General features: G+C 47.9%; 22 protein-coding genes, 4 tRNA genes and 3 rRNA genes. 3 read left to right on the plus strand and 26 right to left on the minus strand.

Annotation, left to right across the window (positions count from 1 at the left end):
- Window positions 1-6: 6 nt before the first annotated feature.
- From rplN to EYR25_RS19865, 17 genes are all read right to left on the minus strand, one after another.
- A complete protein-coding gene (rplN, locus tag EYR25_RS19785; protein WP_011715463.1) occupies window positions 7-375 on the minus strand; it encodes a 50S ribosomal protein L14 in 369 nt (122 codons plus the stop codon).
- A 178-nt stretch (window positions 376-553) separates the two neighbouring features.
- Entirely contained in the window at window positions 554-802 is a 249-nt protein-coding gene (rpsQ, locus tag EYR25_RS19790; RefSeq protein ID WP_011070622.1) for a 30S ribosomal protein S17, read from the minus strand.
- Entirely contained in the window at window positions 802-993 is a 192-nt protein-coding gene (rpmC, locus tag EYR25_RS19795; protein WP_007644429.1) for a 50S ribosomal protein L29, read from the minus strand. The genes rpsQ and rpmC overlap by 1 nt, the downstream gene beginning before the upstream one ends.
- On the minus strand, window positions 993-1,403 hold the full coding sequence (gene rplP / locus EYR25_RS19800) for a 50S ribosomal protein L16 (protein WP_006083593.1): 411 nt from the start codon (window positions 1,401-1,403) through the stop codon (window positions 993-995). The genes rpmC and rplP overlap by 1 nt, the downstream gene beginning before the upstream one ends.
- 11 nt (window positions 1,404-1,414) lie before the next feature.
- Window positions 1,415-2,107 carry a 30S ribosomal protein S3 gene (rpsC, locus tag EYR25_RS19805; RefSeq protein WP_011070621.1) on the minus strand — a complete coding sequence of 231 codons (693 nt, stop codon included), beginning with the start codon at window positions 2,105-2,107 and terminating at the stop codon, window positions 1,415-1,417.
- A gap of 9 nt (window positions 2,108-2,116) precedes the next feature.
- Window positions 2,117-2,449, minus strand: a complete 333-nt coding sequence (gene rplV / locus EYR25_RS19810; RefSeq protein WP_006083595.1) for a 50S ribosomal protein L22 — start codon at window positions 2,447-2,449, stop codon at window positions 2,117-2,119.
- A 15-nt stretch (window positions 2,450-2,464) separates the two neighbouring features.
- The gene (gene rpsS / locus EYR25_RS19815) at window positions 2,465-2,743 is read right to left on the minus strand and encodes a 30S ribosomal protein S19 (RefSeq protein ID WP_006083596.1); all 279 of its coding nucleotides are present in this window, start codon (window positions 2,741-2,743) and stop codon (window positions 2,465-2,467) included.
- 14 nt (window positions 2,744-2,757) lie between these two features.
- The gene (gene rplB, locus EYR25_RS19820) at window positions 2,758-3,582 is read right to left on the minus strand and encodes a 50S ribosomal protein L2 (protein WP_011621028.1); all 825 of its coding nucleotides are present in this window, start codon (window positions 3,580-3,582) and stop codon (window positions 2,758-2,760) included.
- A gap of 16 nt (window positions 3,583-3,598) precedes the next feature.
- Window positions 3,599-3,901: a 50S ribosomal protein L23 gene (rplW, locus tag EYR25_RS19825; RefSeq protein WP_039977607.1), complete on the minus strand. Its 303-nt coding sequence runs from the start codon at window positions 3,899-3,901 to the stop codon at window positions 3,599-3,601.
- Entirely contained in the window at window positions 3,901-4,506 is a 606-nt protein-coding gene (gene rplD, locus EYR25_RS19830) for a 50S ribosomal protein L4 (RefSeq protein ID WP_011070618.1), read from the minus strand. Before rplD ends, rplW begins: the two co-directional genes overlap by 1 nt.
- 17 nt (window positions 4,507-4,523) lie before the next feature.
- Window positions 4,524-5,162 carry a 50S ribosomal protein L3 gene (gene rplC / locus EYR25_RS19835; protein WP_011070617.1) on the minus strand — a complete coding sequence of 213 codons (639 nt, stop codon included), beginning with the start codon at window positions 5,160-5,162 and terminating at the stop codon, window positions 4,524-4,526.
- 27 nt (window positions 5,163-5,189) lie between these two features.
- Window positions 5,190-5,501 (minus strand): 30S ribosomal protein S10, encoded by a 312-nt coding sequence (rpsJ, locus tag EYR25_RS19840; RefSeq protein WP_011070616.1) that lies wholly within the window; start codon window positions 5,499-5,501, stop codon window positions 5,190-5,192.
- Window positions 5,502-5,838: 337 nt separating this feature from the next.
- Window positions 5,839-7,023, minus strand: coding sequence for an elongation factor Tu (tuf, locus tag EYR25_RS19845; protein ID WP_133182414.1), 1,185 nt, complete (start codon window positions 7,021-7,023; stop codon window positions 5,839-5,841).
- A 115-nt stretch (window positions 7,024-7,138) separates the two neighbouring features.
- Window positions 7,139-7,214, minus strand: a tRNA-Thr gene (locus EYR25_RS19850).
- A 9-nt stretch (window positions 7,215-7,223) separates the two neighbouring features.
- A tRNA-Gly gene (locus tag EYR25_RS19855) sits at window positions 7,224-7,297 on the minus strand.
- A gap of 35 nt (window positions 7,298-7,332) precedes the next feature.
- Window positions 7,333-7,417, minus strand: a tRNA-Tyr gene (locus tag EYR25_RS19860).
- Between the two features lie 7 nt (window positions 7,418-7,424).
- Window positions 7,425-7,500 (minus strand) — tRNA-Thr (locus EYR25_RS19865).
- 234 nt (window positions 7,501-7,734) lie between these two features.
- Between EYR25_RS19865 and coaA the strand changes: the two genes are divergently transcribed.
- Window positions 7,735-8,685, plus strand: a complete 951-nt coding sequence (gene coaA, locus EYR25_RS19870) for a type I pantothenate kinase (protein ID WP_011715453.1) — start codon at window positions 7,735-7,737, stop codon at window positions 8,683-8,685.
- On the opposite strand, the gene birA is transcribed toward coaA, so the two are convergent.
- From birA to gmhB, 6 genes are all read right to left on the minus strand, one after another.
- Window positions 8,686-9,645: a bifunctional biotin--[acetyl-CoA-carboxylase] ligase/biotin operon repressor BirA gene (gene birA / locus EYR25_RS19875; protein ID WP_133182417.1), complete on the minus strand. Its 960-nt coding sequence runs from the start codon at window positions 9,643-9,645 to the stop codon at window positions 8,686-8,688.
- Window positions 9,638-10,663, minus strand: a complete 1,026-nt coding sequence (gene murB / locus EYR25_RS19880; RefSeq protein WP_133182419.1) for a UDP-N-acetylmuramate dehydrogenase — start codon at window positions 10,661-10,663, stop codon at window positions 9,638-9,640. The genes birA and murB overlap by 8 nt, the downstream gene beginning before the upstream one ends.
- Before the next feature lie 200 nt (window positions 10,664-10,863).
- A 5S ribosomal RNA gene (rrf, locus tag EYR25_RS19885) occupies window positions 10,864-10,979 on the minus strand.
- A 177-nt stretch (window positions 10,980-11,156) separates the two neighbouring features.
- Window positions 11,157-14,049 (minus strand): 23S ribosomal RNA (locus EYR25_RS19890).
- 311 nt (window positions 14,050-14,360) lie between these two features.
- Window positions 14,361-15,903, minus strand: a 16S ribosomal RNA gene (locus tag EYR25_RS19895).
- The 16S, 23S and 5S rRNA genes sit together here, the layout of an rRNA operon.
- Window positions 15,904-16,483: 580 nt before the next feature.
- On the minus strand, window positions 16,484-17,035 hold the full coding sequence (gene gmhB / locus EYR25_RS19900; RefSeq protein WP_133182421.1) for a D-glycero-beta-D-manno-heptose 1,7-bisphosphate 7-phosphatase: 552 nt from the start codon (window positions 17,033-17,035) through the stop codon (window positions 16,484-16,486).
- Between the two features lie 315 nt (window positions 17,036-17,350).
- Between gmhB and EYR25_RS19905 the strand changes: the two genes are divergently transcribed.
- Entirely contained in the window at window positions 17,351-18,022 is a 672-nt protein-coding gene (locus EYR25_RS19905; RefSeq protein WP_023266278.1) for a GntR family transcriptional regulator, read from the plus strand.
- Window positions 18,023-18,114: 92 nt separating this feature from the next.
- Window positions 18,115-19,179: a ketoacyl-ACP synthase III gene (locus tag EYR25_RS19910; protein WP_133182423.1), complete on the plus strand. Its 1,065-nt coding sequence runs from the start codon at window positions 18,115-18,117 to the stop codon at window positions 19,177-19,179.
- Between the two features lie 35 nt (window positions 19,180-19,214).
- Here the strand turns inward: EYR25_RS19910 and EYR25_RS19915 are convergent, their stop codons facing one another.
- From EYR25_RS19915 to EYR25_RS19925, 3 genes are all read right to left on the minus strand, one after another.
- The gene (locus EYR25_RS19915; RefSeq protein ID WP_133182426.1) at window positions 19,215-19,814 is read right to left on the minus strand and encodes a lecithin retinol acyltransferase family protein; all 600 of its coding nucleotides are present in this window, start codon (window positions 19,812-19,814) and stop codon (window positions 19,215-19,217) included.
- A gap of 219 nt (window positions 19,815-20,033) precedes the next feature.
- Window positions 20,034-20,711 carry an exonuclease domain-containing protein gene (locus EYR25_RS19920; RefSeq protein WP_133182435.1) on the minus strand — a complete coding sequence of 226 codons (678 nt, stop codon included), beginning with the start codon at window positions 20,709-20,711 and terminating at the stop codon, window positions 20,034-20,036.
- Window positions 20,711-22,573 carry a DUF294 nucleotidyltransferase-like domain-containing protein gene (locus tag EYR25_RS19925; protein ID WP_133182437.1) on the minus strand — a complete coding sequence of 621 codons (1,863 nt, stop codon included), beginning with the start codon at window positions 22,571-22,573 and terminating at the stop codon, window positions 20,711-20,713. Before EYR25_RS19925 ends, EYR25_RS19920 begins: the two co-directional genes overlap by 1 nt.
- Between the last annotated feature and the right edge of the window lie 82 nt (window positions 22,574-22,655).

Below are 22,655 nucleotides of genomic sequence, written 5' to 3' on the forward strand. Positions count from 1 at the left end.
AGCTCCTTACAGTACTTCTGGTGCCAGCGAGACAATCTTCATGAACTGCTCAGAGCGCAATTCACGTGTCACTGGTCCAAAGATACGAGTGCCAATCGGCTGCAGGTTGTTGTTCAGAAGAACTGCTGCATTCCGATCGAAGCGAATGACAGAACCGTCTGGACGACGTACGCCTTTCTTAGTACGGACTACCACCGCGTTATACACATCACCTTTCTTCGCTTTAGCGCGAGGAATTGCTTCTTTAACAGAAACCTTGATGATGTCGCCGATACCGGCATAACGACGATGAGAGCCACCCAAGACCTTAATACACTGAACTCTGCGTGCGCCGCTGTTACATGCGACGTCAAGAGTCGATTGCATTTGGATCATTTTAAGTGCTCCGCTATCGTTACTACACAATTCCCACAATTGGGACTATAAACACCATTTTTGCTTTGAATTTAGTCAAAAATGGCGCGCAAATATAACACCATAAATATGGAATGTATAGTATTAAAAAACAAACGGCCCCAAATACTGGAGCCGTTTACCTAAATACCTAATATAATTAGGCCTTTGATACTACTTCAACCAGAGTCCAAGATTTAGTCTTAGACAGAGGACGACATTCGCGGATCGCTACTACATCGCCTTCGTTGCACTGATTAGCTTCATCGTGTGCATGGATTTTAGTCGTACGCTTAATGTACTTCCCATAGATTGGGTGTTTCACTTGGCGTTCGATAGCTACAGTAATGGTTTTATCCATTTTGTTGCTTGTCACACGACCTTGCAAAGTACGGATTTTATCAGACATTATGCACCCGCCTTAGAAGTAATAATGGTCTTAACGCGCGCAATGTTACGGCGCACTAATTTCAGTTGATGAGTCTGAGTCAACTGACCAGTGGCGTGTTGCATACGCAGGTTGAACTGCTCACGCAGCAGACCAAGTAGTTCAGCGTTCAATTCTTCAACGCTCTTTTCTCTTAGTTCGCTCGCTTTCATTACATCACCGTCTTAGTTACGAAGGTAGTCTTAATTGGAAGCTTGGCAGCAGCTAAAGCAAACGCTTCACGAGCGATCACTTCAGAAACACCATTCATCTCATAAAGAACCTTACCAGGTTGAATCTGACATACCCAGTATTCAACGTTACCTTTACCTTTACCCATACGCACTTCAAGAGGCTTAGAGGTAATTGGTTTGTCCGGGAAAACTCGAATCCAAATTTGTCCCTGACGCTTAATGTGACGTGTCATGGCACGACGTGCAGATTCGATCTGACGAGCAGTTAAACGACCACGGCCGACTGCTTTCAGACCAAAAGTACCAAAGCTAACTTCGGTACCGTTCGCTAGACCGCGGTTGCGGCCTTTGAACATCTTGCGAAACTTCATACGTTTAGGTTGCAGCATTGCCGGCTCTCCTATTTACCACGAGGCTTGCGCTTAGGTTGCTGCTGTTTCGGCTCTTCAATCTGTGGCAGCATTCCGTCCAGAACTTCACCTTTGAAGATCCAAACTTTAATACCAATCACACCGTATTGAGTGTGACTTTCAGAGGTTGAATAGTCGATATCAGCACGCAGTGTATGCAAAGGTACACGACCTTCACGGTACCACTCAGAGCGCGCAATCTCAGCACCGCCTAAACGGCCACTAACTTCAACTTTGATACCTTGAGCACCAATACGCATTGCGTTTTGTACTGCACGCTTCATAGCGCGACGGAACATAACACGACGCTCTAATTGCTGTGCAATTGAGTCAGCAACTAACTTGGCATCTAGCTCAGGTTTACGGATCTCAGCGATGTTAATTTGAGCAGGAGTGCCAGCCAGTTTTGAAACTGCAGCACGCAATACTTCAACGTCTTCACCTTTCTTACCGATCACAACACCTGGACGGGCAGTGTGAATAGTAACGCGGATGCTTTTCGCTGGGCGTTCGATAACAATCTTAGATACTGATGCAGCTTGCAGTTTGTCTGCAAGATACTTACGCACTTCCCAGTCGCTGTTCAGGTTATTTGCATAATCTGACTTATCTGCGTACCAGGTAGAGATCCAAGGCTTGGTGATACCCAGACGGATACCATTAGGATGTACTTTCTGTCCCATTGCTCTCTCCTAGCGATCTGATACAACCACAGTGATGTGGCTGGTACGCTTCATGATACGATCAGCGCGGCCTTTAGCACGAGGCATGATACGCTTCATAGTTGGACCCTCGTCAACGAAGACGGCGCCTACTTTTAGCTCATCAATGTCAGCGCCTTCGTTGTGTTCGGCGTTTGCGATAGCTGAGTCAAGTACTTTTTTAACCAGTACGGCGGCTTTCTTTGGGCTGAAAGTCAAAATTTCGAGGGCCTTAGCAACAGGCAAACCACGAATTTGATCAGCAACGAGACGAGCCTTCTGCGCAGACGTACGGGCAAAACGATGTTTAGCTAAAACTTCCATCTTATTCCTCCCGTATTAACGCTTCTTCGCTTTCTTATCAGCAGCATGGCCGCGATAAGTGCGAGTTGGTGAGAATTCACCAAGTTTGTGGCCGATCATTTCGTCAGTTACGAACACAGGAACGTGCTGACGACCATTATGGACAGCGATGGTCAAACCAATCATATTTGGAATGATCATAGAGCGACGTGACCAAGTCTTAATAGGCTTCTTGTCACCTGCTTCCATCGCTTTCTCTACCTTCTTCAGCAAGTGCAGGTCAATGAAGGGACCTTTCTTGAGAGAACGTGGCATGGCGAATCCTCTTACTATTTATTACGACGACGTACGATGTACTTGTCAGTGCGCTTGTTACTACGAGTCTTATAACCCTTAGTTGGCACACCCCATGGAGTCACTGGGTGACGACCACCAGAAGTACGGCCTTCACCACCACCGTGTGGATGGTCTACCGGGTTCATTGCAACACCGCGAACTGTTGGGCGAACGCCTCTCCAGCGCTTAGCACCTGCTTTACCTAACTGGCGTAGCATGTGTTCGGCATTACCAACTTCACCAAATGTTGCGCGGCAATCAACTGGCACTTTGCGCATTTCGCCAGAGCGAAGACGTAAAGTGGCATATGCGCCATCACGAGCAACAACTTGTACATAAGCACCCGCTGAACGCGCGATCTGAGCACCTTTACCAGGCTTCATTTCTACAGCGTGCACAACAGAACCTACTGGAATGTTGCGCAGTGGCATTGCGTTACCGGTTTTGATTTCGGCTTCAACACCAGACTGGATCTTGTCGCCAGCTTGCATGCCTTTAGCAGCAAGGATGTAACGACGCTCACCATCCGCATACAGTACTAACGCGATGTGCGCAGTACGGTTTGGATCGTATTCCAGACGCTCAATTTTTGCAGGGATACCGTCTTTATCGCGTTTGAAGTCGATTAAACGGTAGTGCTGCTTGTGACCGCCACCAACGTGACGAACAGTGATACGGCCAGTGTTGTTACGGCCACCACTTTTAGATTTTTTCGCCAACAGGCCAGCAAAAGGTTTACCCTTGTGCAGGTCAGAGTTCACCACTTTAACAACGTGGCGACGACCTGGAGAGGTTGGCTTACACTTAATAACTGCCATGATAATTCTCCTTTGCTTACTCAGCGCCGCCGACGAAATCGATGTCAGCACCAGCAGCTAAAGTCACGTAGGCTTTTTTCCAATCGCTACGACGGCCAGCACGGCCACCAGTACGTTTAGTTTTGCCTTTGCTCACTAAAGTGCGAACTGATTCGACTTCAACTTCAAATAGCTTAGCAACAGCAGCTTTGATTTCAGCTTTAGTTGCATCGATAGCTACGCGGAAAACAACAGTGTTGTGCTTCTCAGCATTCACAGTGCTCTTTTCAGAGATGTGAGGTGCAAGAATTACTTTTAGCAAACGTTCTTCGCGGATCATCATGCTAGCATCTCCTCGATTTGCTTAACTGCATCAGCAGTCACAAGCACTGTGTTGAACGCGATCAGACTTACTGGGTCTAGACCTGCAACGTCACGAACGTCAACCTTGTACAGGTTGCGAGCTGCTAAGAATAAATTCTCGTCAACTTCTGAAGTCACAATTAACACGTCTTCTAAGTTCATTGCTTTCAATTTAGCTTTCAGCTCTTTAGTTTTAGGAGCTTCAACGCTGAATGATTCAACAACAACCAGACGGTCTTGACGTACCAGCTCAGACAGAATGCTTTTCAGCGCGCCGCGGTACATCTTCTTGTTAACTTTTTGGCTGTGATCTTGAGTTTTAGCAGCGAAAGTTACGCCACCGCCACGCCAGATTGGGCCCTTAACACCACCCGCACGAGCGCGGCCAGTGCCTTTTTGGCGCCATGGCTTTTTGCCAGAGCCAGTTACTTCCGCACGAGTCTTTTGAGCACGAGTGCCCTGACGTGCGTTTGCAGCGTATGCTACAACTACCTGATGAACCAGTGCCTCGTTAAAGTCACGGCCGAAGGTAGTTTCGGAAACTTCAAGAGCGCTTTGCGCGTCTTTCAATACCAATTCCATTACTATCTCCTCAGACCTTAAGCTTTAACTGCAGGCTTGATGATCAGGTCGCCGTTAGTTGCGCCCGGAACAGCACCTTTAACCAGTAGCAGGTTACGTTCAACATCTACACGTACAACGTCTAGATTTTGAGTAGTAACACGCTCGGCACCCATGTGGCCTGACATTTTCTTGCCTTTAAATACGCGACCAGGCGTTTGGTTCTGACCGATAGAACCGTTCGAACGGTGCGACAAAGAGTTACCGTGAGTCATATCTTGAGTACGGAAGTTCCAACGCTTAACACCGCCTTGGAAGCCTTTACCTTTAGATTGACCAGTAACGTCAACTTTCGCTACATCAGCGAAGATACCTACATTTAGCTCAGCACCAACTTCAATGCCTTCGCCTTCACCGTCTGCCAGACGCAATTCCCACAGTCCACGACCGGCTTCAACACCGCTCTTGGCAAAGTGACCTGCTTCTGGTTTAGTGATGCGATTGGCTTTTTTGGTACCAGTAGTAACTTGAAGAGCACGGTAACCGTCAGTTTCTAAAGTTTTCACTTGAGTAACACGGTTGCCAGCAACTTCAATTACTGTAACAGGTATAGAAACACCATCTTCAGTGAAGATGCGAGTCATACCAACTTTACGACCAATAAGACCGATAGCCATCTCTCAAACCTCTTCTAAGGATCTCAATTAACCCAAGCTAATCTGTACGTCGACACCAGCCGCAAGATCTAAACGCATTAGCGCGTCTACAGTCTTTTCAGTTGGCTCTACGATGTCAACCAGGCGCTTGTGTGTACGTAATTCGTACTGGTCACGAGCATCTTTATTAACGTGCGGAGAGATCAAAACGGTATAACGCTCTTTGCGCGTTGGCAGTGGGATAGGACCACGTACCTGGGCGCCTGTACGCTTAGCAGTTTCAACGATTTCCGCTGTAGACTGATCAATTAAGCGATGATCAAATCCTTTTAAGCGGATACGGATTCTTTGGTTCTGCATTGACCAGAGCTCCTAAAATGGACACATAAAAAATCACCCTCTAGCTTCTTCCTAACTGGAAAAGCAGAGCGAGATGATTTAACCGTTCGACTCCCAATCGGAGCCGCTATGATAATGACAAGTTCATTTACTTATCATTTAATTCGCTAACCTAGGTTAACGAGGGGGCCATTATACTTATCTAAAATTAGATTTCAAGCCCGCTGTGTAAATAGTCATCAAAAAGACTATTCAACTTCAGAGTGGCGAGCATTTTACACAATTTTCAGGATAACACCAGCCCAAAATAAAAAAGGAAGCCGAAGCTTCCTTTTTCAGTACTATAACTCGTTCGCGATTAAGCGAAAATCTTAGCTACAACACCAGCACCTACTGTACGGCCACCTTCACGGATTGCGAAGCGTAAACCTTCGTCCATCGCGATTGGGCAGATCAGAGTCACTTTCATCTTGATGTTGTCGCCTGGCATTACCATCTCTACGCCTTCTGGCAGTTCGATAGTGCCTGTCACGTCAGTTGTACGGAAGTAGAACTGTGGACGGTAGCCTTTGAAGAATGGAGTGTGACGACCACCTTCTTCTTTTGACAGAACGTAAACTTCTGATTCAAAAGTAGTGTGTGGGTTGATTGAACCTGGCTTAGATAATACTTGACCACGTTCTACGTCATCACGCTTAGTACCACGTAACAGGATACCACAGTTCTCACCTGCACGACCTTCGTCAAGCAGCTTACGGAACATTTCAACACCAGTACAGGTTGTCTTAGTAGTNGTACGGATACCTACGATTTCTACTTCGTCACCAACACGTACGATACCACGCTCAACACGACCAGTTACTACTGTACCACGGCCAGAGATTGAGAATACGTCTTCGATTGGCATCAGGAATGGCTTATCGATATCACGCTCTGGTTCTGGAATGTAAGAGTCTAAAGCTGCTGCCAGCTCAAGGATCTTCGCTTCCCACTCTGGCTCGCCTTCAAGCGCTTTCAGAGCTGAACCTTGGATTACTGGTAAATCATCACCTGGGAAGTCGTATTCTGATAACAGTTCACGTACTTCCATTTCAACGAGTTCTAACAGCTCAGCATCGTCAACCATGTCACATTTGTTCATGAATACGATGATGAATGGTACGCCTACTTGGCGAGACAGCAGGATGTGCTCACGAGTTTGTGGCATTGGACCGTCTGTAGAAGCTACTACCAGGATCGCGCCGTCCATCTGTGCAGCACCAGTGATCATGTTTTTAACATAGTCAGCGTGGCCTGGGCAGTCTACGTGTGCGTAGTGGCGAGTTGGTGTNTCNTANTCGATGTGAGAGGTATTGATGGTAATACCGCGCTCACGCTCTTCTGGAGCGTTATCGATTTGAGAGAAGTCTTTAGCTTCACCACCGTAGGTCTTAGCCAGTACGTGAGAGATAGCTGCAGTCAGAGTGGTTTTACCATGGTCAACGTGACCGATGGTGCCCACGTTAACATGGGGCTTAGAACGTTCAAATTTAGCTTTAGCCATGGTATTGCCTCAATCCAAGAGTCTTGGTGATGAAAACATACATATAGAAAAAATCCGATGCATATAAATGACATCGAACCGATTATTTAGGTATAGGAGCTTAATTTAGAAAGGCTGGTGCTGATAGGCAGATTCGAACTGCCGACCTCACCCTTACCAAGGGTGTGCTCTACCAACTGAGCCATATCAGCAACTAAATTTGGAGCGGGCAGCGGGAATCGAACCCGCGTTATCAGCTTGGAAGGCTGGAGTAATACCATTATACGATGCCCGCGCAACCTAACTAAGGCTACCTAACTACCTAGAAAATGGTGGAGGGAGAAGGATTCGAACCTTCGAAGGCGGAGCCGTCAGATTTACAGTCTGATCCCTTTGGCCACTCGGGAACCCCTCCAGTAAAATGGTGCCGGCACCAAGAGTCGAACTCGGGACCTACTGATTACAAGTCAGTTGCTCTACCAACTGAGCTATGCCGGCAAATCATTTCGGAACGGGATATTAGGTAAATGTGTGCCCAAGTGCAAGCAAAAATCGACGATTTGTTTAAAAAAAGCAATCAAATGATGCTTTTTTACACTCAAACCCAAGCTGTCGAGCAATTATTCTGCGAATACGCAAGCGAGACCAACAAACGGGGCATCGAGAATAGATTTTATATTGTCGATACTTAAGTCATGGTGTACTGTGCGATCCCTAAGCCGAGGAAAGCCAATGACGTCAAAAAATCCAATTCAAAAAGCACTCTATCTTGCCTTTGAGCGCGCGCAATGGTCTGTTTTACGGGACGCAGTGCCAATGACACTGAGTGAACAAGACTTGGAAAATTTGCGCGGTATTAATGAGAAGGTCTCCCTCTCTGAAGTAACCGATATTTACTTGCCACTCAGCAGATTACTCAATCTTATCGTAAAATCGAAGCAACAACGTGGCTTAGTCTTGGATGAGTTTCTCGGCCAAAAACCCTCAAGCAGCCCTTATATAATTAGTATCGCTGGCAGCGTTGCGGTGGGCAAAAGTACCACAGCGCGTATTTTGCAGGCATTACTGCGCCACTGGCCTGAGCATCCTAAGGTCGATTTAGTCACTACCGATGGTTTTCTGTATCCTTTAGCTGACTTAAAGCGCAAAGGTTTACTGCAGCGTAAAGGCTTTCCCGAAAGCTACGACATGAAGATGTTGGTCGAATTTATTTCGGCGGTAAAATCGGGGCAAGCCCATGTGAATGCGCCTATCTATTCCCACGTGACTTACGATCGTATTCGCGGCCAGCATCAAACGGTCTCTCAGCCCGATATTTTGATCCTAGAAGGACTCAATGTACTGCAAACAGGTTTAGATTCACCGGTTGATATACGGCGCCCCTTCGTCTCCGACTTTGTCGACTTCTCGATTTACGTCGATGCCGAAGAGCACTTATTAAAGCAGTGGTATCAGGAGCGCTTTTTGCAGTTCCGCAAAGGTGCCTTTAGTGATGAAAAGTCGTATTTCCACCACTATGCCAGCCTAACGGATGATGAGGCGAATGCGATTGCGGCAAAGATTTGGGACACGATCAACGGCCCCAATCTACAACTCAATATTCAACCAACAAGAGAGCGAGCACATCTGATCCTGCAAAAAGGCCAGGATCACTTGATGTCCCACGTATTATTACGCAAATAGCTATCTTGGCCTTAAACTGATTTCACCGCCGATGTATGCCTGTGTGCCATCGGCGGTTTCGAGTAGCACAGCGCCCTGTTCGTCGACGCCCCGGCAAATACCCTCAACATGATTTTCACCCATGAGCAAACGGATCTCTTTGCCATAGAATAAATCAGCCGCTTGCCAACGCAGTTTGAATGCCGCAAGTCCTTCTCGCTCAAAGAGTTGAATGTCTTTCTTCAGCTGCTTTTGCAGCGCAATCACGAGGTCCGTTTTATTCGGCATAGTAGCTAAGGCGGATAAATCGCTCCAAGGCTGGTCGATACCTTTTCCTTGGTCTTCCGACATGGCCATATTAACGCCAATACCAATGATCAATTGGCATTCGCTGTCGGCCTGACCTGACATCTCAATTAAAATCCCAGCAAGCTTTTTATAATTCAGGTAAATGTCGTTTGGCCATTTCACGCCGATATTATCAACACCAAAGGATTTCAATACCTCTACTAAGCTACAAGCCACCACTAGGCTTAAACCCATCGCCTGCGCCATCCCCTGGGGGAATGACCAAAACTGCGAGAAATATAAATGATGCCCATAGGGGGACACCCAAGTACGGCCGCGACGACCTCGCCCTGACGACTGGTATTCCGCGACACACAGGTCGCCACTCTTAAGCTCACCCGTATGGCTTAACATAAATCCGTTAGTACTAGGGATCTCATCAAAATAAAAGCAGCGATTATCAATCGACTGAATTAACCGCGCTGAGTCGATGAGGGAGATGGGATTCGCTAATTTATAACCACGGCCTTTAACACTGTAAATCGCCACGCCATAGTCTTCCAAAGCATCCACATGCTTACTTACCGCTGCACGAGAAATACCCAGTTGTATCGCCAATTCCTCACCTGAGACAAAATGTTCGCTCGACAACAATCCCAGTATTTCGCGTTTTCTCACCCAGTTATCAGACATCGAGACTCGTCTCCCCTGTTAATCCCATAATTCTTGGCTCGGCTTCGAGCTTAACACCAAAAACCTCATTAACTCGCGCAATCACATGCAATGCTAATCGACAAATATCTTGGCCAGTCGCATGGCCTAAGTTTACTAATACAAGGGCTTGCTTCGCATGCACTCCCGCATTCCCAAGAGCAAAACCCTTAAGACCAGCATGCTCGATTAACCAACCCGCAGCCAGTTTAACCTCTCCATTGGGTTGAGCATAACCGACGATACTCGGGAAACGCGCAGCAAGCTGTATATAAGTCGCCGCACTTACGATAGGATTCTTAAAGAAACTGCCTGCATTTCCGAGCTCTTCTGGGTTAGGTAGCTTTTCACTCCTCACCTCACAGACCCGATCAAAAATCTCTCTCGGGGTCACTGTATCAGCGGTAAATGATTGCAACGGACCATAGGCTAGTTTTGGTTGCCAAGCTTTAGGGAGACGCAAACCAACGGCGGTAATCACAGCTTTGTCGCGTAAGCTGCTCTTAAATATCGACTCCCGATAGGCAAACTCACACTCATCGACTGTAAGCCTTCGCAAGTTACCAGACTCAAGTTCCAGATATTCGACCCAATCACAAATATCGCACAGCTCAACGCCATAGGCGCCGATATTTTGGATCGGAGCCGCACCAACGGTGCCAGGGATCAGCGCTAAGTTCTCAAGTCCTGGCATATTCTGATTTAAGCTGAATTGAACCAACTCATGCCAGTTCTCACCTGCCTCAACAGCAAGGTAAAAGTGAGTGTCATCTTCAGAGCAGGAAATACCCTTAGACAAAACTCGCACTACAGTGCCATTAAAATCATCGGTGAATACGATATTGCTGCCGCCACCGAGTACAAGCATAGGTCGCTTAGACTGATATAAGGATAAGCAGGCCGATTGCAGCTCTGCCTTGGAATGGACTTCAATCAATGATAAGCAGGATTGCTCCACGCCAAAAGTATTAAACGGCTTTAGCGAATATGGAAAAGACATGATGATGTTCTGCTGCTACAAAAGCGACATTGTAAACGCTTCACCCTAGAATTGCAGCAAACTGAGGTCGATCGGTCAAAGCAGACAAATAAATGAAGCAAGATCTTGAACAAGAGTAAAAATAACAGTGGAAGTGGCAGTTAAGAACGCCGAATGCAAAAAAGCCAGCTTATTCAGCTGGCTTCATTGTTTAATTAGGCGCTTGGCGATGACCTACTCTCACATGGGGAGACCCCACACTACCATCGGCGCGATTGCGTTTCACTTCTGAGTTCGGGATGGGATCAGGTGGGACCACAATGCTATTGTCACCAAGCAAATTTGTTATTCACTACCCGTCTTATTGTCGCAGGCAGTAAATTAAATTCGGAAAGCTGGTTTGAGTTGCACTTCTTAAGTGTTTGTATTCAAGCTAAGTACTGTACGACCTCCAGGGAAGGAGGAAGTACTGGAAAATGTCTGGAACATTTTCAGTAAAACCCATCTGGGTTGTATGGTTAAGCCTCTCGAGTCATTAGTATCAGTTAGCTCAACGCCTCACAACGCTTACACACCTGACCTATCAACGTCCTAGTCTCGAACGGCTCTTTAGTGGACTTAAAGTCCAAGGGATGACTCATCTTGGGGCTCGCTTCCCGCTTAGATGCTTTCAGCGGTTATCGATTCCGAACATAGCTACCGGGCAATGCCATTGGCATGACAACCCGAACACCAGCGGTTCGTTCACTCCGGTCCTCTCGTACTAGGAGCAACTCCCCTCAATCATCCAACGCCCACGGCAGATAGGGACCGAACTGTCTCACGACGTTCTGAACCCAGCTCGCGTACCACTTTAAATGGCGAACAGCCATACCCTTGGGACCGACTTCAGCCCCAGGATGTGATGAGCCGACATCGAGGTGCCAAACACCGCCGTCGATATGAACTCTTGGGCGGTATCAGCCTGTTATCCCCGGAGTACCTTTTATCCGTTGAGCGATGGCCCTTCCATTCAGAACCACCGGATCACTATGACCTACTTTCGTACCTGCTCGACGTGTCTGTCTCGCAGTTAAGCTGGCTTATGCCATTGCACTAACCGTACGATGTCCGACCGTACTTAGCCAACCTTCGTGCTCCTCCGTTACTCTTTGGGAGGAGACCGCCCCAGTCAAACTACCCACCAGGCACTGTCCTTAACCCCGATTAGGGGCCCAAGTTAGAACATCAACACTACAAGGGTGGTATTTCAAGGACGACTCCACGAGAACTAGCGTTCCCGCTTCAAAGTCTCCCACCTATCCTACACATGTAGGGTCAATGTTCAGTGCCAAGCTATAGTAAAGGTTCACGGGGTCTTTCCGTCTAGCCGCGGGTATACGGCATCTTCACCGCAATTTCAACTTCACTGAGTCTCGGCTGGAGACAGCGTGGCCATCATTACGCCATTCGTGCAGGTCGGAACTTACCCGACAAGGAATTTCGCTACCTTAGGACCGTTATAGTTACGGCCGCCGTTTACCGGGGCTTCGATCATGAGCTTCTCTTGCGATAACCCAATCAATTAACCTTCCGGCACCGGGCAGGCGTCACACCGTATACTTCCTCTTGCGAGTTTGCACAGTGCTGTGTTTTTGATAAACAGTTGCAGCCACCTGGTATCTGCGACTGCCGTCAGCTTAGGGAGCAAGTCCCATCACCAACAGCAGCGTACCTTCTCCCGAAGTTACGGTACCATTTTGCCTAGTTCCTTCAGCCGAGTTCTCTCAAGCGCCTTGGTATTCTCTACCCGACCACCTGTGTCGGTTTGGGGTACGATTCCCGCTAACCTGAAGCTTAGAAGATTTTCCTGGAAGCATGGCATCAACTACTTCATCCCCTTGGGGACTCGTCATCAGCTCTCAGTGTATAGTGACCCGGATTTGCCTAAGTCACCCACCTACCACCTTAAACGCGGACTACCAACGCCGCGCTAGCCTAGCCTTCTCCGTCTCTCCATCGCAGTTAGCGGAAGTACAGAAATATTAATCTGTTTCCCATCGACTACGCCTTTCGGCCTCGCCTTAGGGGTCGACTCACCCTGCCCCGATTAACGTTGGACAGGAACCCTTGGTCTTTCGGCGAGGGGGTTTTTCACCCCCTTTATCGTTACTCATGTCAGCATTCGCACTTCTGATACCTCCAGTGTGGGTTACCCCTTCACCTTCAACGGCTTACAGAACGCTCCTCTACCGCGCAACTCTAATGAATTGCACCCGTAGCTTCGGTGGTATGTTTAGCCCCGTTACATCTTCCGCGCAGGCCGACTCGACTAGTGAGCTATTACGCTTTCTTTAAATGATGGCTGCTTCTAAGCCAACATCCTAGCTGTCTAAGCCTTCCCACATCGTTTCCCACTTAACATACACTTTGGGACCTTAGCTGACGGTCTGGGTTGTTTCCCTTTTGACGACGGACGTTAGCACCCGCCGTCTGTCTCCCGGATAGCACTCTTTGGTATTCGGAGTTTGCAAAGGGTTGGTAAGTCGGGATGACCCCCTAGCCTTAACAGTGCTCTACCCCCAAAGGTGTTCGTCCGAGGCGCTACCTAAATAGCTTTCGAGGAGAACCAGATATCTCCCGGTTTGATTGGCCTTTCACCCCCAGCCACAAGTCATCCGCTAATTTTTCAACATTAGTCGGTTCGGTCCTCCAGTTGATGTTACTCAACCTTCAACCTGCCCATGGCTAGATCACCGGGTTTCGGGTCTACGCCTTGCAACTAAACGCGCAGTTAACACTCGGTTTCCCTACGGCTCCGCTATTCGCTTAACCTCGCTACAAAACGTAAGTCGCTGACCCATTATACAAAAGGTACGCAGTCACGGTCTCAAGTACCGCTCCCACTGCTTGTACGTATACGGTTTCAGGTTCTATTTCACTCCCCTCACAGGGGTTCTTTTCGCCTTTCCCTCACGGTACTGGTTCACTATCGGTCAGTCAGGAGTATTTAGCCTTGGAGGATGGTCCCCCCATATTCAAACAGGATATCACGTGTCCCGCCTTACTCGTTTTCATCAAAGGTTAGTTTTCGTGTACGGGGCTATCACCCTGTGCCGCTGGACTTTCCAGACCATTCCACTAACACCCCTCTGACTTAAGGGCTAATCCCCGTTCGCTCGCCGCTACTAGGGGAATCTCGGTTGATTTCTTTTCCTAAGGGTACTTAGATGTTTCAGTTCCCCTCGTTTGCCTCGNAACGCTATGTATTCACGTTACGATGACCGCTTATGCGGCCGGGTTCCCCCATTCGGACATCGTTAGCTCAAATGCTTGTTACTAGCTCGCCAACGCTTTTCGCAAGTTACTACGTCCTTCATCGCCTCTGACTGCCAAGGCATCCACCGTATACGCTTAGTCGCTTAACCATACAACCCAAATGAGTTTCACATCACTTGCGTCGTTGCGACCAGCTGGTTTTACTTGTCTCATCTTCGACCAAGAAGATGGACTCGCCTTAGACTTGAATATTCAAGACACTTAAAAAGTGTTTTAAGAACTCAATTTTTTTCGTATTAACACAACGACAGACATCATTGTATTAATTACTATCAGCTTTCCAAATTGTTAAAGAACTATGCTTACCGGCTCGCGGTGCATATCGCTCTCCCTTCCCTTACAGGAAGTTCAACAAGCCATCTGTGTGAACACTCAGCAACTATCGAGTTAGTCGTATAGGTAAGGAGGTGATCCAGCCCCAGGTTCCCCTAGGGCTACCTTGTTACGACTTCACCCCAGTCATGAACCACAAAGTGGTGAGCGCCCTCCCGAAGGTTAAGCTACCCACTTCTTTTGCAGCCCACTCCCATGGTGTGACGGGCGGTGTGTACAAGGCCCGGGAACGTATTCACCGTGACATTCTGATTCACGATTACTAGCGATTCCGACTTCATGGAGTCGAGTTGCAGACTCCAATCCGGACTACGACGAGCTTTGTGAGATTAGCTCCACCTCGCGGCTTTGCAACCCTCTGTACTCGCCATTGTAGCACGTGTGTAGCCCTACTCGTAAGGGCCATGATGACTTGACGTCGTCCCCACCTTCCTCCGGTTTATCACCGGCAGTCTCCCTAGAGTTCCCGCCATTACGCGCTGGCAAATAAGGATAGGGGTTGCGCTCGTTGCGGGACTTAACCCAACATTTCACAACACGAGCTGACGACAGCCATGCAGCACCTGTCTCAGAGTTCCCGAAGGCACCAATCCATCTCTGGAAAGTTCTCTGGATGTCAAGAGTAGGTAAGGTTCTTCGCGTTGCATCGAATTAAACCACATGCTCCACCGCTTGTGCGGGCCCCCGTCAATTCATTTGAGTTTTAACCTTGCGGCCGTACTCCCCAGGCGGTCTACTTAATGCGTTAGCTTGAGAGCCCAGTGTTCAAGACACCAAACTCCGAGTAGACATCGTTTACGGCGTGGACTACCAGGGTATCTAATCCTGTTTGCTCCCCACGCTTTCGTGCCTGAGCGTCAGTCTTTGTCCAGGGGGCCGCCTTCGCCACCGGTATTCCTCCAGATCTCTACGCATTTCACCGCTACACCTGGAATTCTACCCCCCTCTACAAGACTCTAGTTTGCCAGTTCGAAATGCAATTCCCAGGTTGAGCCCGGGGCTTTCACATCTCGCTTAACAAACCGCCTGCGCACGCTTTACGCCCAGTAATTCCGATTAACGCTTGGACCCTCCGTATTACCGCGGCTGCTGGCACGGAGTTAGCCGGTCCTTCTTCTGTAGGTAACGTCACAGCTGCAAGGTATTAACTTACAACCTTTCCTCCCTACTGAAAGTGCTTTACAACCCGAAGGCCTTCTTCACACACGCGGCATGGCTGCATCAGGGTTTCCCCCATTGTGCAATATTCCCCACTGCTGCCTCCCGTAGGAGTCTGGGCCGTGTCTCAGTCCCAGTGTGGCTGATCATCCTCTCAGAACAGCTAGGGATCGTCGCCTTGGTGAGCCATTACCTCACCAACTAGCTAATCCCACCTAGGTTCATCCAATCGCGGAAGGCCAAAAGGTCCCCTCCTTTCCCCCGTAGGGCGTATGCGGTATTAGCAGTCGTTTCCAACTGTTATCCCCCTCGACTGGGCAGATCCCTAGGCATTACTCACCCGTCCGCCGCTCGCCACCTCATGAGTAAACTCACTTGTGCTGCCGCTCGACTTGCATGTGTTAGGCCTGCCGCCAGCGTTCAATCTGAGCCATGATCAAACTCTTCAATTAAAAGTTTTTTGTTTAACTCGCGTTAAACGACTCAATGAATTCTACTGTTTTGATTCGCTTTGCTCACTAAGAAGCATCGCGTTTCAATTCATACATTACTGTATGTACATATTGCTATGAACACTCATTCATTGATGTAAATTTTGATTACTCGACAAACGGCAGAGTAATTTCGATTAACTCAACACCTGTGAGTGTCCACACAGATTTGCTTGATAAATTGTTAAAGAGCGTGGTTATTTACCTTAAGTATTTAGCGCTTTTGGCTTTCACCGTTGACCCCGCTGGGCCAGTGGATGCGCATTATAGGGATGTCAGATTTTACCGCAACCCCTTTAGGCAAAATAATTAGAAAAAGCGATGTGAATGCGCATTTTTTAAACCAAACCTAGGTTTTAGCGCCTATTTCGCTGTAATTTCCATCACTTTGGCTATCTTTATCGCCTGATAACGCCGTTAGCATCGGTCACTAAGCAAAACGATAAAGCCAATACCGCACTTTTTTGTTGTTAAGCTCGCCCTTCAAGTTCAATCTCACGGCTCAAATAGATTGATGCACGCTTTAAGTTGCAAGAATAGGCTACTTCTTTAAAAAAACCGGTACATCGGCAATGCTATCGAGCACCACAGACGCCTCGCTATCATCCGCAATGGCTTTACCAGTACGGACGAGGATACGTGTCGGCACCCCTGCCGCTTTGGCCGCAAGCATATCGTCTGCTTTATCGCCCACCATCACCGACTGCGACAAGTCAATTTTTAGGAATTTTGCCGCATCGAGTAGCATGCCAGGTTTTGGCTTGCGGCAATCGCAATCGACTTTATATTCACCGAGACCTTTTTCATTATGGTGCGGGCAATAATAGATACCATCGAGGTCGACACCTTTATCGGCAAAATTCCAATCCATCCATTCGGTGAGACTGTGGAATTGATCTTCGGTATACATGCCACGGGCAATCCCCGACTGATTGGTGACCACCACCAATTTGTATCCCATTTGCTTTAATGCAAGGCAGGCTTCAAACACACCTTCTATATATTCAAAGTCATCCACCTGATGCACATAACCATGATCTTTGTTGATCACACCATCACGGTCTAAAAATACGGCTCGATTGACTGTACCCACAGTACTACTCCACTCACTAAAAACGGCGCTTAATGCGTAATTTCCCTATTATTCCATCCATTGCAAGAAATTGCACCGCGAAGTTGTCAGCGACATGACGGAGTTTGAACAAGTTCCGGCTTATCTCACCCCAAGCGGCCGCAAACTGTATTAAATCGTACTTATCCCGATGCATTTCGCCGATAAAATCGGCCGATAATGCTTTTTTAGGCTTAAGGGGGGCGGTATTCAATCAAGCTTTTCCCTTTATTTGTGCTGTTTTTAACGGTAATCTTGCACGGATAACAATAAAACACCTAAAAATAGACGGTCATAATGAGTCGAACTACGCCTATAGTCCATAAAACCCGCACCCAATTAGTAGTCGAAGTGCTCAGAGAGAAAATTCTTTCGGGTGAGATAGCCGCAGGGGAACCACTCAGACAAAGCGCCTTAGCCGAAGCCTTACATGTAAGCCGCATTCCCGTGAGAGAAGCCTTACTGCAATTGGAAGCAGAGGGGCTGGTGAAGTTCGAACCCCATAAAGGGGCGACCGCGACCGAATTATCCGTTGAACAAGTGACTGAGCTGTTTGAATTACGCGCCATGATCGAGACCGATCTGCTCGCCAAAGCCATACCACGACTTCAAGAAGACGATTTAATCAAAGCAGAACGCGTATTGGAGCAATTGGAATCGGCCTTTAAACATGAAGATGCCGTCGCCAGTTGGAGCGAGCTAAATACACAGTTTCATACCTGTTTATATCAAGCCGCCAATCGTCCACATACACTAGAGGTTGTCCACGGCCTCAATACTAACTGCGATAGATATATCCGTTTGCAATTGCTGCTCGCAGGAGGTATTCCCGCAGCAGAGCACGAGCACCGCGAACTGCTCAACTATTGCAAACAAAGAGAAACAGAGAAAGCCACGGCGTTGCTGCGACATCATATTTTGCATGCCGCAATGACAATTCGGGATCTCGTCGCCAAACAGGTGGTCTAGATCACGGACTGTCATTCGTTATACCGATAAGCTTTGTTGTCGATTTGAGGCAGCACTTCAGGTTCTGCCTTTTTTATTTGAGAGAAAACACCATGCAGTACGCCACTATCACTGGCTGGGGAAAATGTGTACCTCCCGCCACTTTGACCAACGATGATCTTGCCACTTTTATCGAAACTTCCGATGAATGGATTAAAAGCCGTACCGGGATCAGCCAGCGTCATATCAGCCATGTGAATACCTCTGAGTTAGCATCGGTTGCCGCTAAACGCGCCCTTGCTGCGGCGGGCATTGACGGCAGCGAAATTGATATGATCATTTTAGCCAGCGCCAGCCCAGATACCTTGATCCCGAATATTGCCTCCACAGTCCAGGCGAATATTGGTGCAAGTTGCGCAGCTTTCGATATCAACGCAGCCTGCAGTGGCTTTTTGTATGGCTTAGGCTTAGCCAGCTCACAGATCAAGAGTGGTCAGTGCAAAAAAGTACTAGTCGTCGGTGCCGAACGTTTATCTTTCTACCTCGATTGGTCACGCCGTGAAACCGCAGTACTATTTGGTGATGGCGCTGGTGCGGTTGTCGTGGAAGCGACCGATGTTCCGGGCGGTGTTTTAGGTTATGAGCTGAATAACGACCCTGACGGTCGCGATATCCTAAAAGCCAGTTTTGGTACTGCGATGGATAGATTCTCTGCAGAATCCTTAGACTTTTATATTCAATTCGATGGCCAAGAAATCTTTAAACGTGCCATTAACGGTATGAATAAGTTAAGCACTCAAGTGTTGGAAAAATGTGGTGTCGATAAAGATGAGATCGACTTAGTGATCCCACACCAAGCAAACGAGCGCATTATCGATACCCTCGTTAGCCGCATGAAGATCCCTAAAGAAAAAGCCTTCGTGAACATTGCTAACTATGGTAATACCTCTGCGGCCACTATTCCCATTGCCATCTGCGATGCATTGGAAAAAGGTTTAATTAAGCCAAATCAAACTATTTTGTCCTGCGCCTTCGGTGCGGGGTTAACCTCAGCAGCGCTGCTATTGCAATGGGGCGAGCGCGTAACGCCAGTTCAAGTGAGCGATGCCCAGCTACCACCTTGTGAGTTGACTGGCATTGAGCTGGTTAAACGTGCTGTGGATTATTTCTGTAAGTAAGTTTGTGCATATGAAGGCCATCCTCGGATGGCCTTTTATCTATCTGTAATCTCTGGCGTGAGACGCATTTCATCCCAGTAAATCCCTTGTTTAAAATAGCCTGCGAGTTTTTGATTTAATTCGTTAAAACTTTTTATGGCAACCTCTTCACCACACAAGCATGACCAGACGAATCGATGGCAGTTGTTGTCGAACAAATCGTATTCGCGGTACTGATAAATGGCCCGCTCGGCGCGACTCACCATATCACAGGCAATCAGTGGTTGATGTTGATGATTACAGGCAATATAGATTTGGCTACCAGTGCGCCCCGCTAAAAAGCGTTTTACCGATACCGCCCTTATCAGCCCTGAGCCATGTAGCTCGACGAGGCAATCATCCGCCAACCAAATACCCGTATGTTCAATGACCCCAAACACATAGCAGCAGACAATGCTGCCAGGCTGCGGCGAAACTTGTTTAAAGCCCTTTTGCCACTGACTCGGTGCTACCACCATAGCTTGGCTGCCCGTCGTTTGTCGTGGCGCCTTACCTAATAAGCGGTCACGCTCAAGCTGCTGGCGCTTTTCACGCTCATCGGCAAGCAATAACGCGCCCATTGCCGCGCTGCCTAGCCAAAGTAACGGTAATGCCATGCACTTCTCCTATTTAGCGGTTTAAACCGCGCCAATAACAGTTTGAGATAACCTATTTGCCGCACTAACGAAGATCCAGTTGTCGCTTGCAGATAAACGCGATGGGATACACAACGGTTAATCGCTTAGTTAAACTCAGTTTAGTCCCAAAGTCGTTAATCTAAAATGAAATATGCCTTCTTCGAAAATACCCCAGAGGCATTTAAAACTTCTTAGCTATCAGCTAAGTAAATCTGCGACAGAAATATCTGCACCTCCCCCCATGGCCGCCACTTGAGCTAACAATAATTCGGCACAGGCTAATGCATCGGTTAATGCACTGTGGGCGCCATAAATCGGTAAACCATAACGCTCACGACACGCCCCTAACCTCAAGCTGCCCTCTTTAAGCACCGAATGCTCACGTAACAAGCGATTTTTCTCTAGCACTAAGGTATCAATCGCGGGTAAAACAATAGCTTGTCGGTAAATGGACAAAATATCTTGCTGTAAAAAACGACAATCGAGGGGCGAGTGATGCGCCACTAAAACATGACCACGGGTTTGCGCAACAAACCATGCCATCGCCTCCTCAATGGTGACCGCCTCCGCTAAATGATTATCGAGGATCCCATGAATCGTCGCGCTCTGACCAACACTGCCCCGTATTTGCACCAATTTTTGTTGGGCGCCATCAAGGGGAATAACACCATTCACAATAGGCACTAAACCAATACTTAGGATTTGGTCCTTTAAAGGATCCAGTCCTGTCATCTCCAAATCCATCGCCATCAAAGGTGCTTGAGTGACCGGCAGCCTCATAAGCGGGATTAAAGACTGATAATAATCCTTAAATAACGAGTGGTTACACTTTAATGTCCGCCACTTTAATGTAGCGTTAATTAACCAAGCCTCCATTAAAAGCTCCGCATAAATTTCATCTTCATCCCCGATTGGGCATCATGGACAACTTTAAATGCATCACGTAGTTGATGACGAACGAGAGAGGATAAATGGCCGGGTAACAAATAATTACTGATCTTCAGCCCCTGTGTATGTTGGTAGCCTTGATTCGATAAACGCATATGGGCAATAAATTCATGGGCATCGGCCAAGTTAAGCGCATCCTTGCGATTAAGAATATTGGCGTCCATCAGCGCCCGAATCCGTTTGGCAGTATTTACTTCTTTAATTCCCGCCGACAGCGCGTATACGCGGGCGATATCATTGATTAAAGCGTTACCTTTATGTTTTAAATCAATGCCTTTTACCTCACTGCCATCACGCTCTAATACAAATTTTCGAAAGAAGCCTAAAGGCGGCGACTCTATTAAGGAATTACCCGTCATCCCCGCGAGGAAAATATCATTGTCTTTGGTTTGTGCTAGCACTTTATCCTGCAGGGCATCAAACAGGGATTGTGGGCCAAACACGGAGCGCATGTCGAAGAAAATACTCGCTCGCATCAATGCCTTAGGTTCTGGCGTGACCACCCACTTTTCAAAGACCTGTTGCCATGCTTTGAGTGACATTCGCCACTGCGGGTTTTGCGCCATGATATTACCGGGACAAAAAGCATAACCGCATTGGTCAAGCCCCGCACAAACCGCATGGGTCAAGGCATCGAAGTAGCCTTTGGCGTAGTCGTCCATTTCTTCGGCCACCAGTAAGCCGTTATCTTGGTCCGAACAAGCCGCTTGGTCTTGTCGCCCTTGCGAGCCAAAGGCTAACCAGCAAAACGCCATCGGCGCCTCTCCGAGAATTTGCTGATTGAGCACGATCAAACGCCGAGTTAATGCATCAGTCACCGAGGTTAACACTCGACCAATCTCCTCGGCCCTGGCATCGGCACTGATTAAGTTTTGTAATAACAAGGGAATTTGCTTACTGACACTGATAAGGCTGGCGAGATCTCGCTGCCGCTCAATTTCACCAATGAGGAGTAATGGCTGCGAACCTTGGCCGCGCAAAATGTCAGTACTGGTTACCATGCCAATGGCTTTCACTTCCTCACTATTTTGCTCATCGATGATTGGCAAGTGATGAATATTATGTTCACTCATCAATAACATCGCCTCGAAAATTAGCGCATTGGATGAGATCGAAATCGGCGATGTGGTCATGGCTTGGTGTACGGCGATTCGACCATCCAGCCCCGCGGCGAGCACCCGATTACGTAGATCCTTATCGGTTAAAATCCCCACTAGCTTACGATTATCTGTGACTAATAAAGATGAAACCCGCGAGTTACGCATCAAGAGCGCGGCTTGCGTGACGCTAGCATGAGCATCAATCATAATTGGCGAAGAGGACATTAAGGTACTGATACGACTGGTGGTCGTCAGATCCTTTGCCTTAAACCGCGCCTCGTGACGTAACCGCTTGGCAAAAGCACGGGTAAAAAATTTATCGAAATGCCTACTCTCACTTCGCAGTTGATCAAACAATGCCTGCGGTAGGTGATACACTAAACTGTCTTCGAGAATCGCGACCCGATTAACCACCTTCTCCCCAGATAACAGCGTCGAAAAACCAAAAAACTCCCCTTCTGCCACCCTGTCGACTAGCACCCCCTCAGGATCCCGCACCTCAAAAGCGCCGCTGCGGACCAGATACAACTTCGGCGCATCGGCATCAAATTTAACGAATCCCGAGGCTTTACTGTAATATCCAACCGTTACAGATTTCGCACAGCGGACTATGGTTTCCTCAGGCAAAGTATCAAAGGGCGCGGTAGAAGATAAAAACTGCACAACTGGTTGTAGTTCGCTGGCGTTCATAGCAACACCTTATTTTAGGTGAATTTTATCCCACTATAACGCGCCCAATTGTTGGGCCATATACGACTAAAGTCAGCCATTT

Source organism: Shewanella decolorationis (genome assembly GCF_004354305.1).
Lineage (GTDB): Bacteria > Pseudomonadota > Gammaproteobacteria > Enterobacterales > Shewanellaceae > Shewanella > Shewanella decolorationis.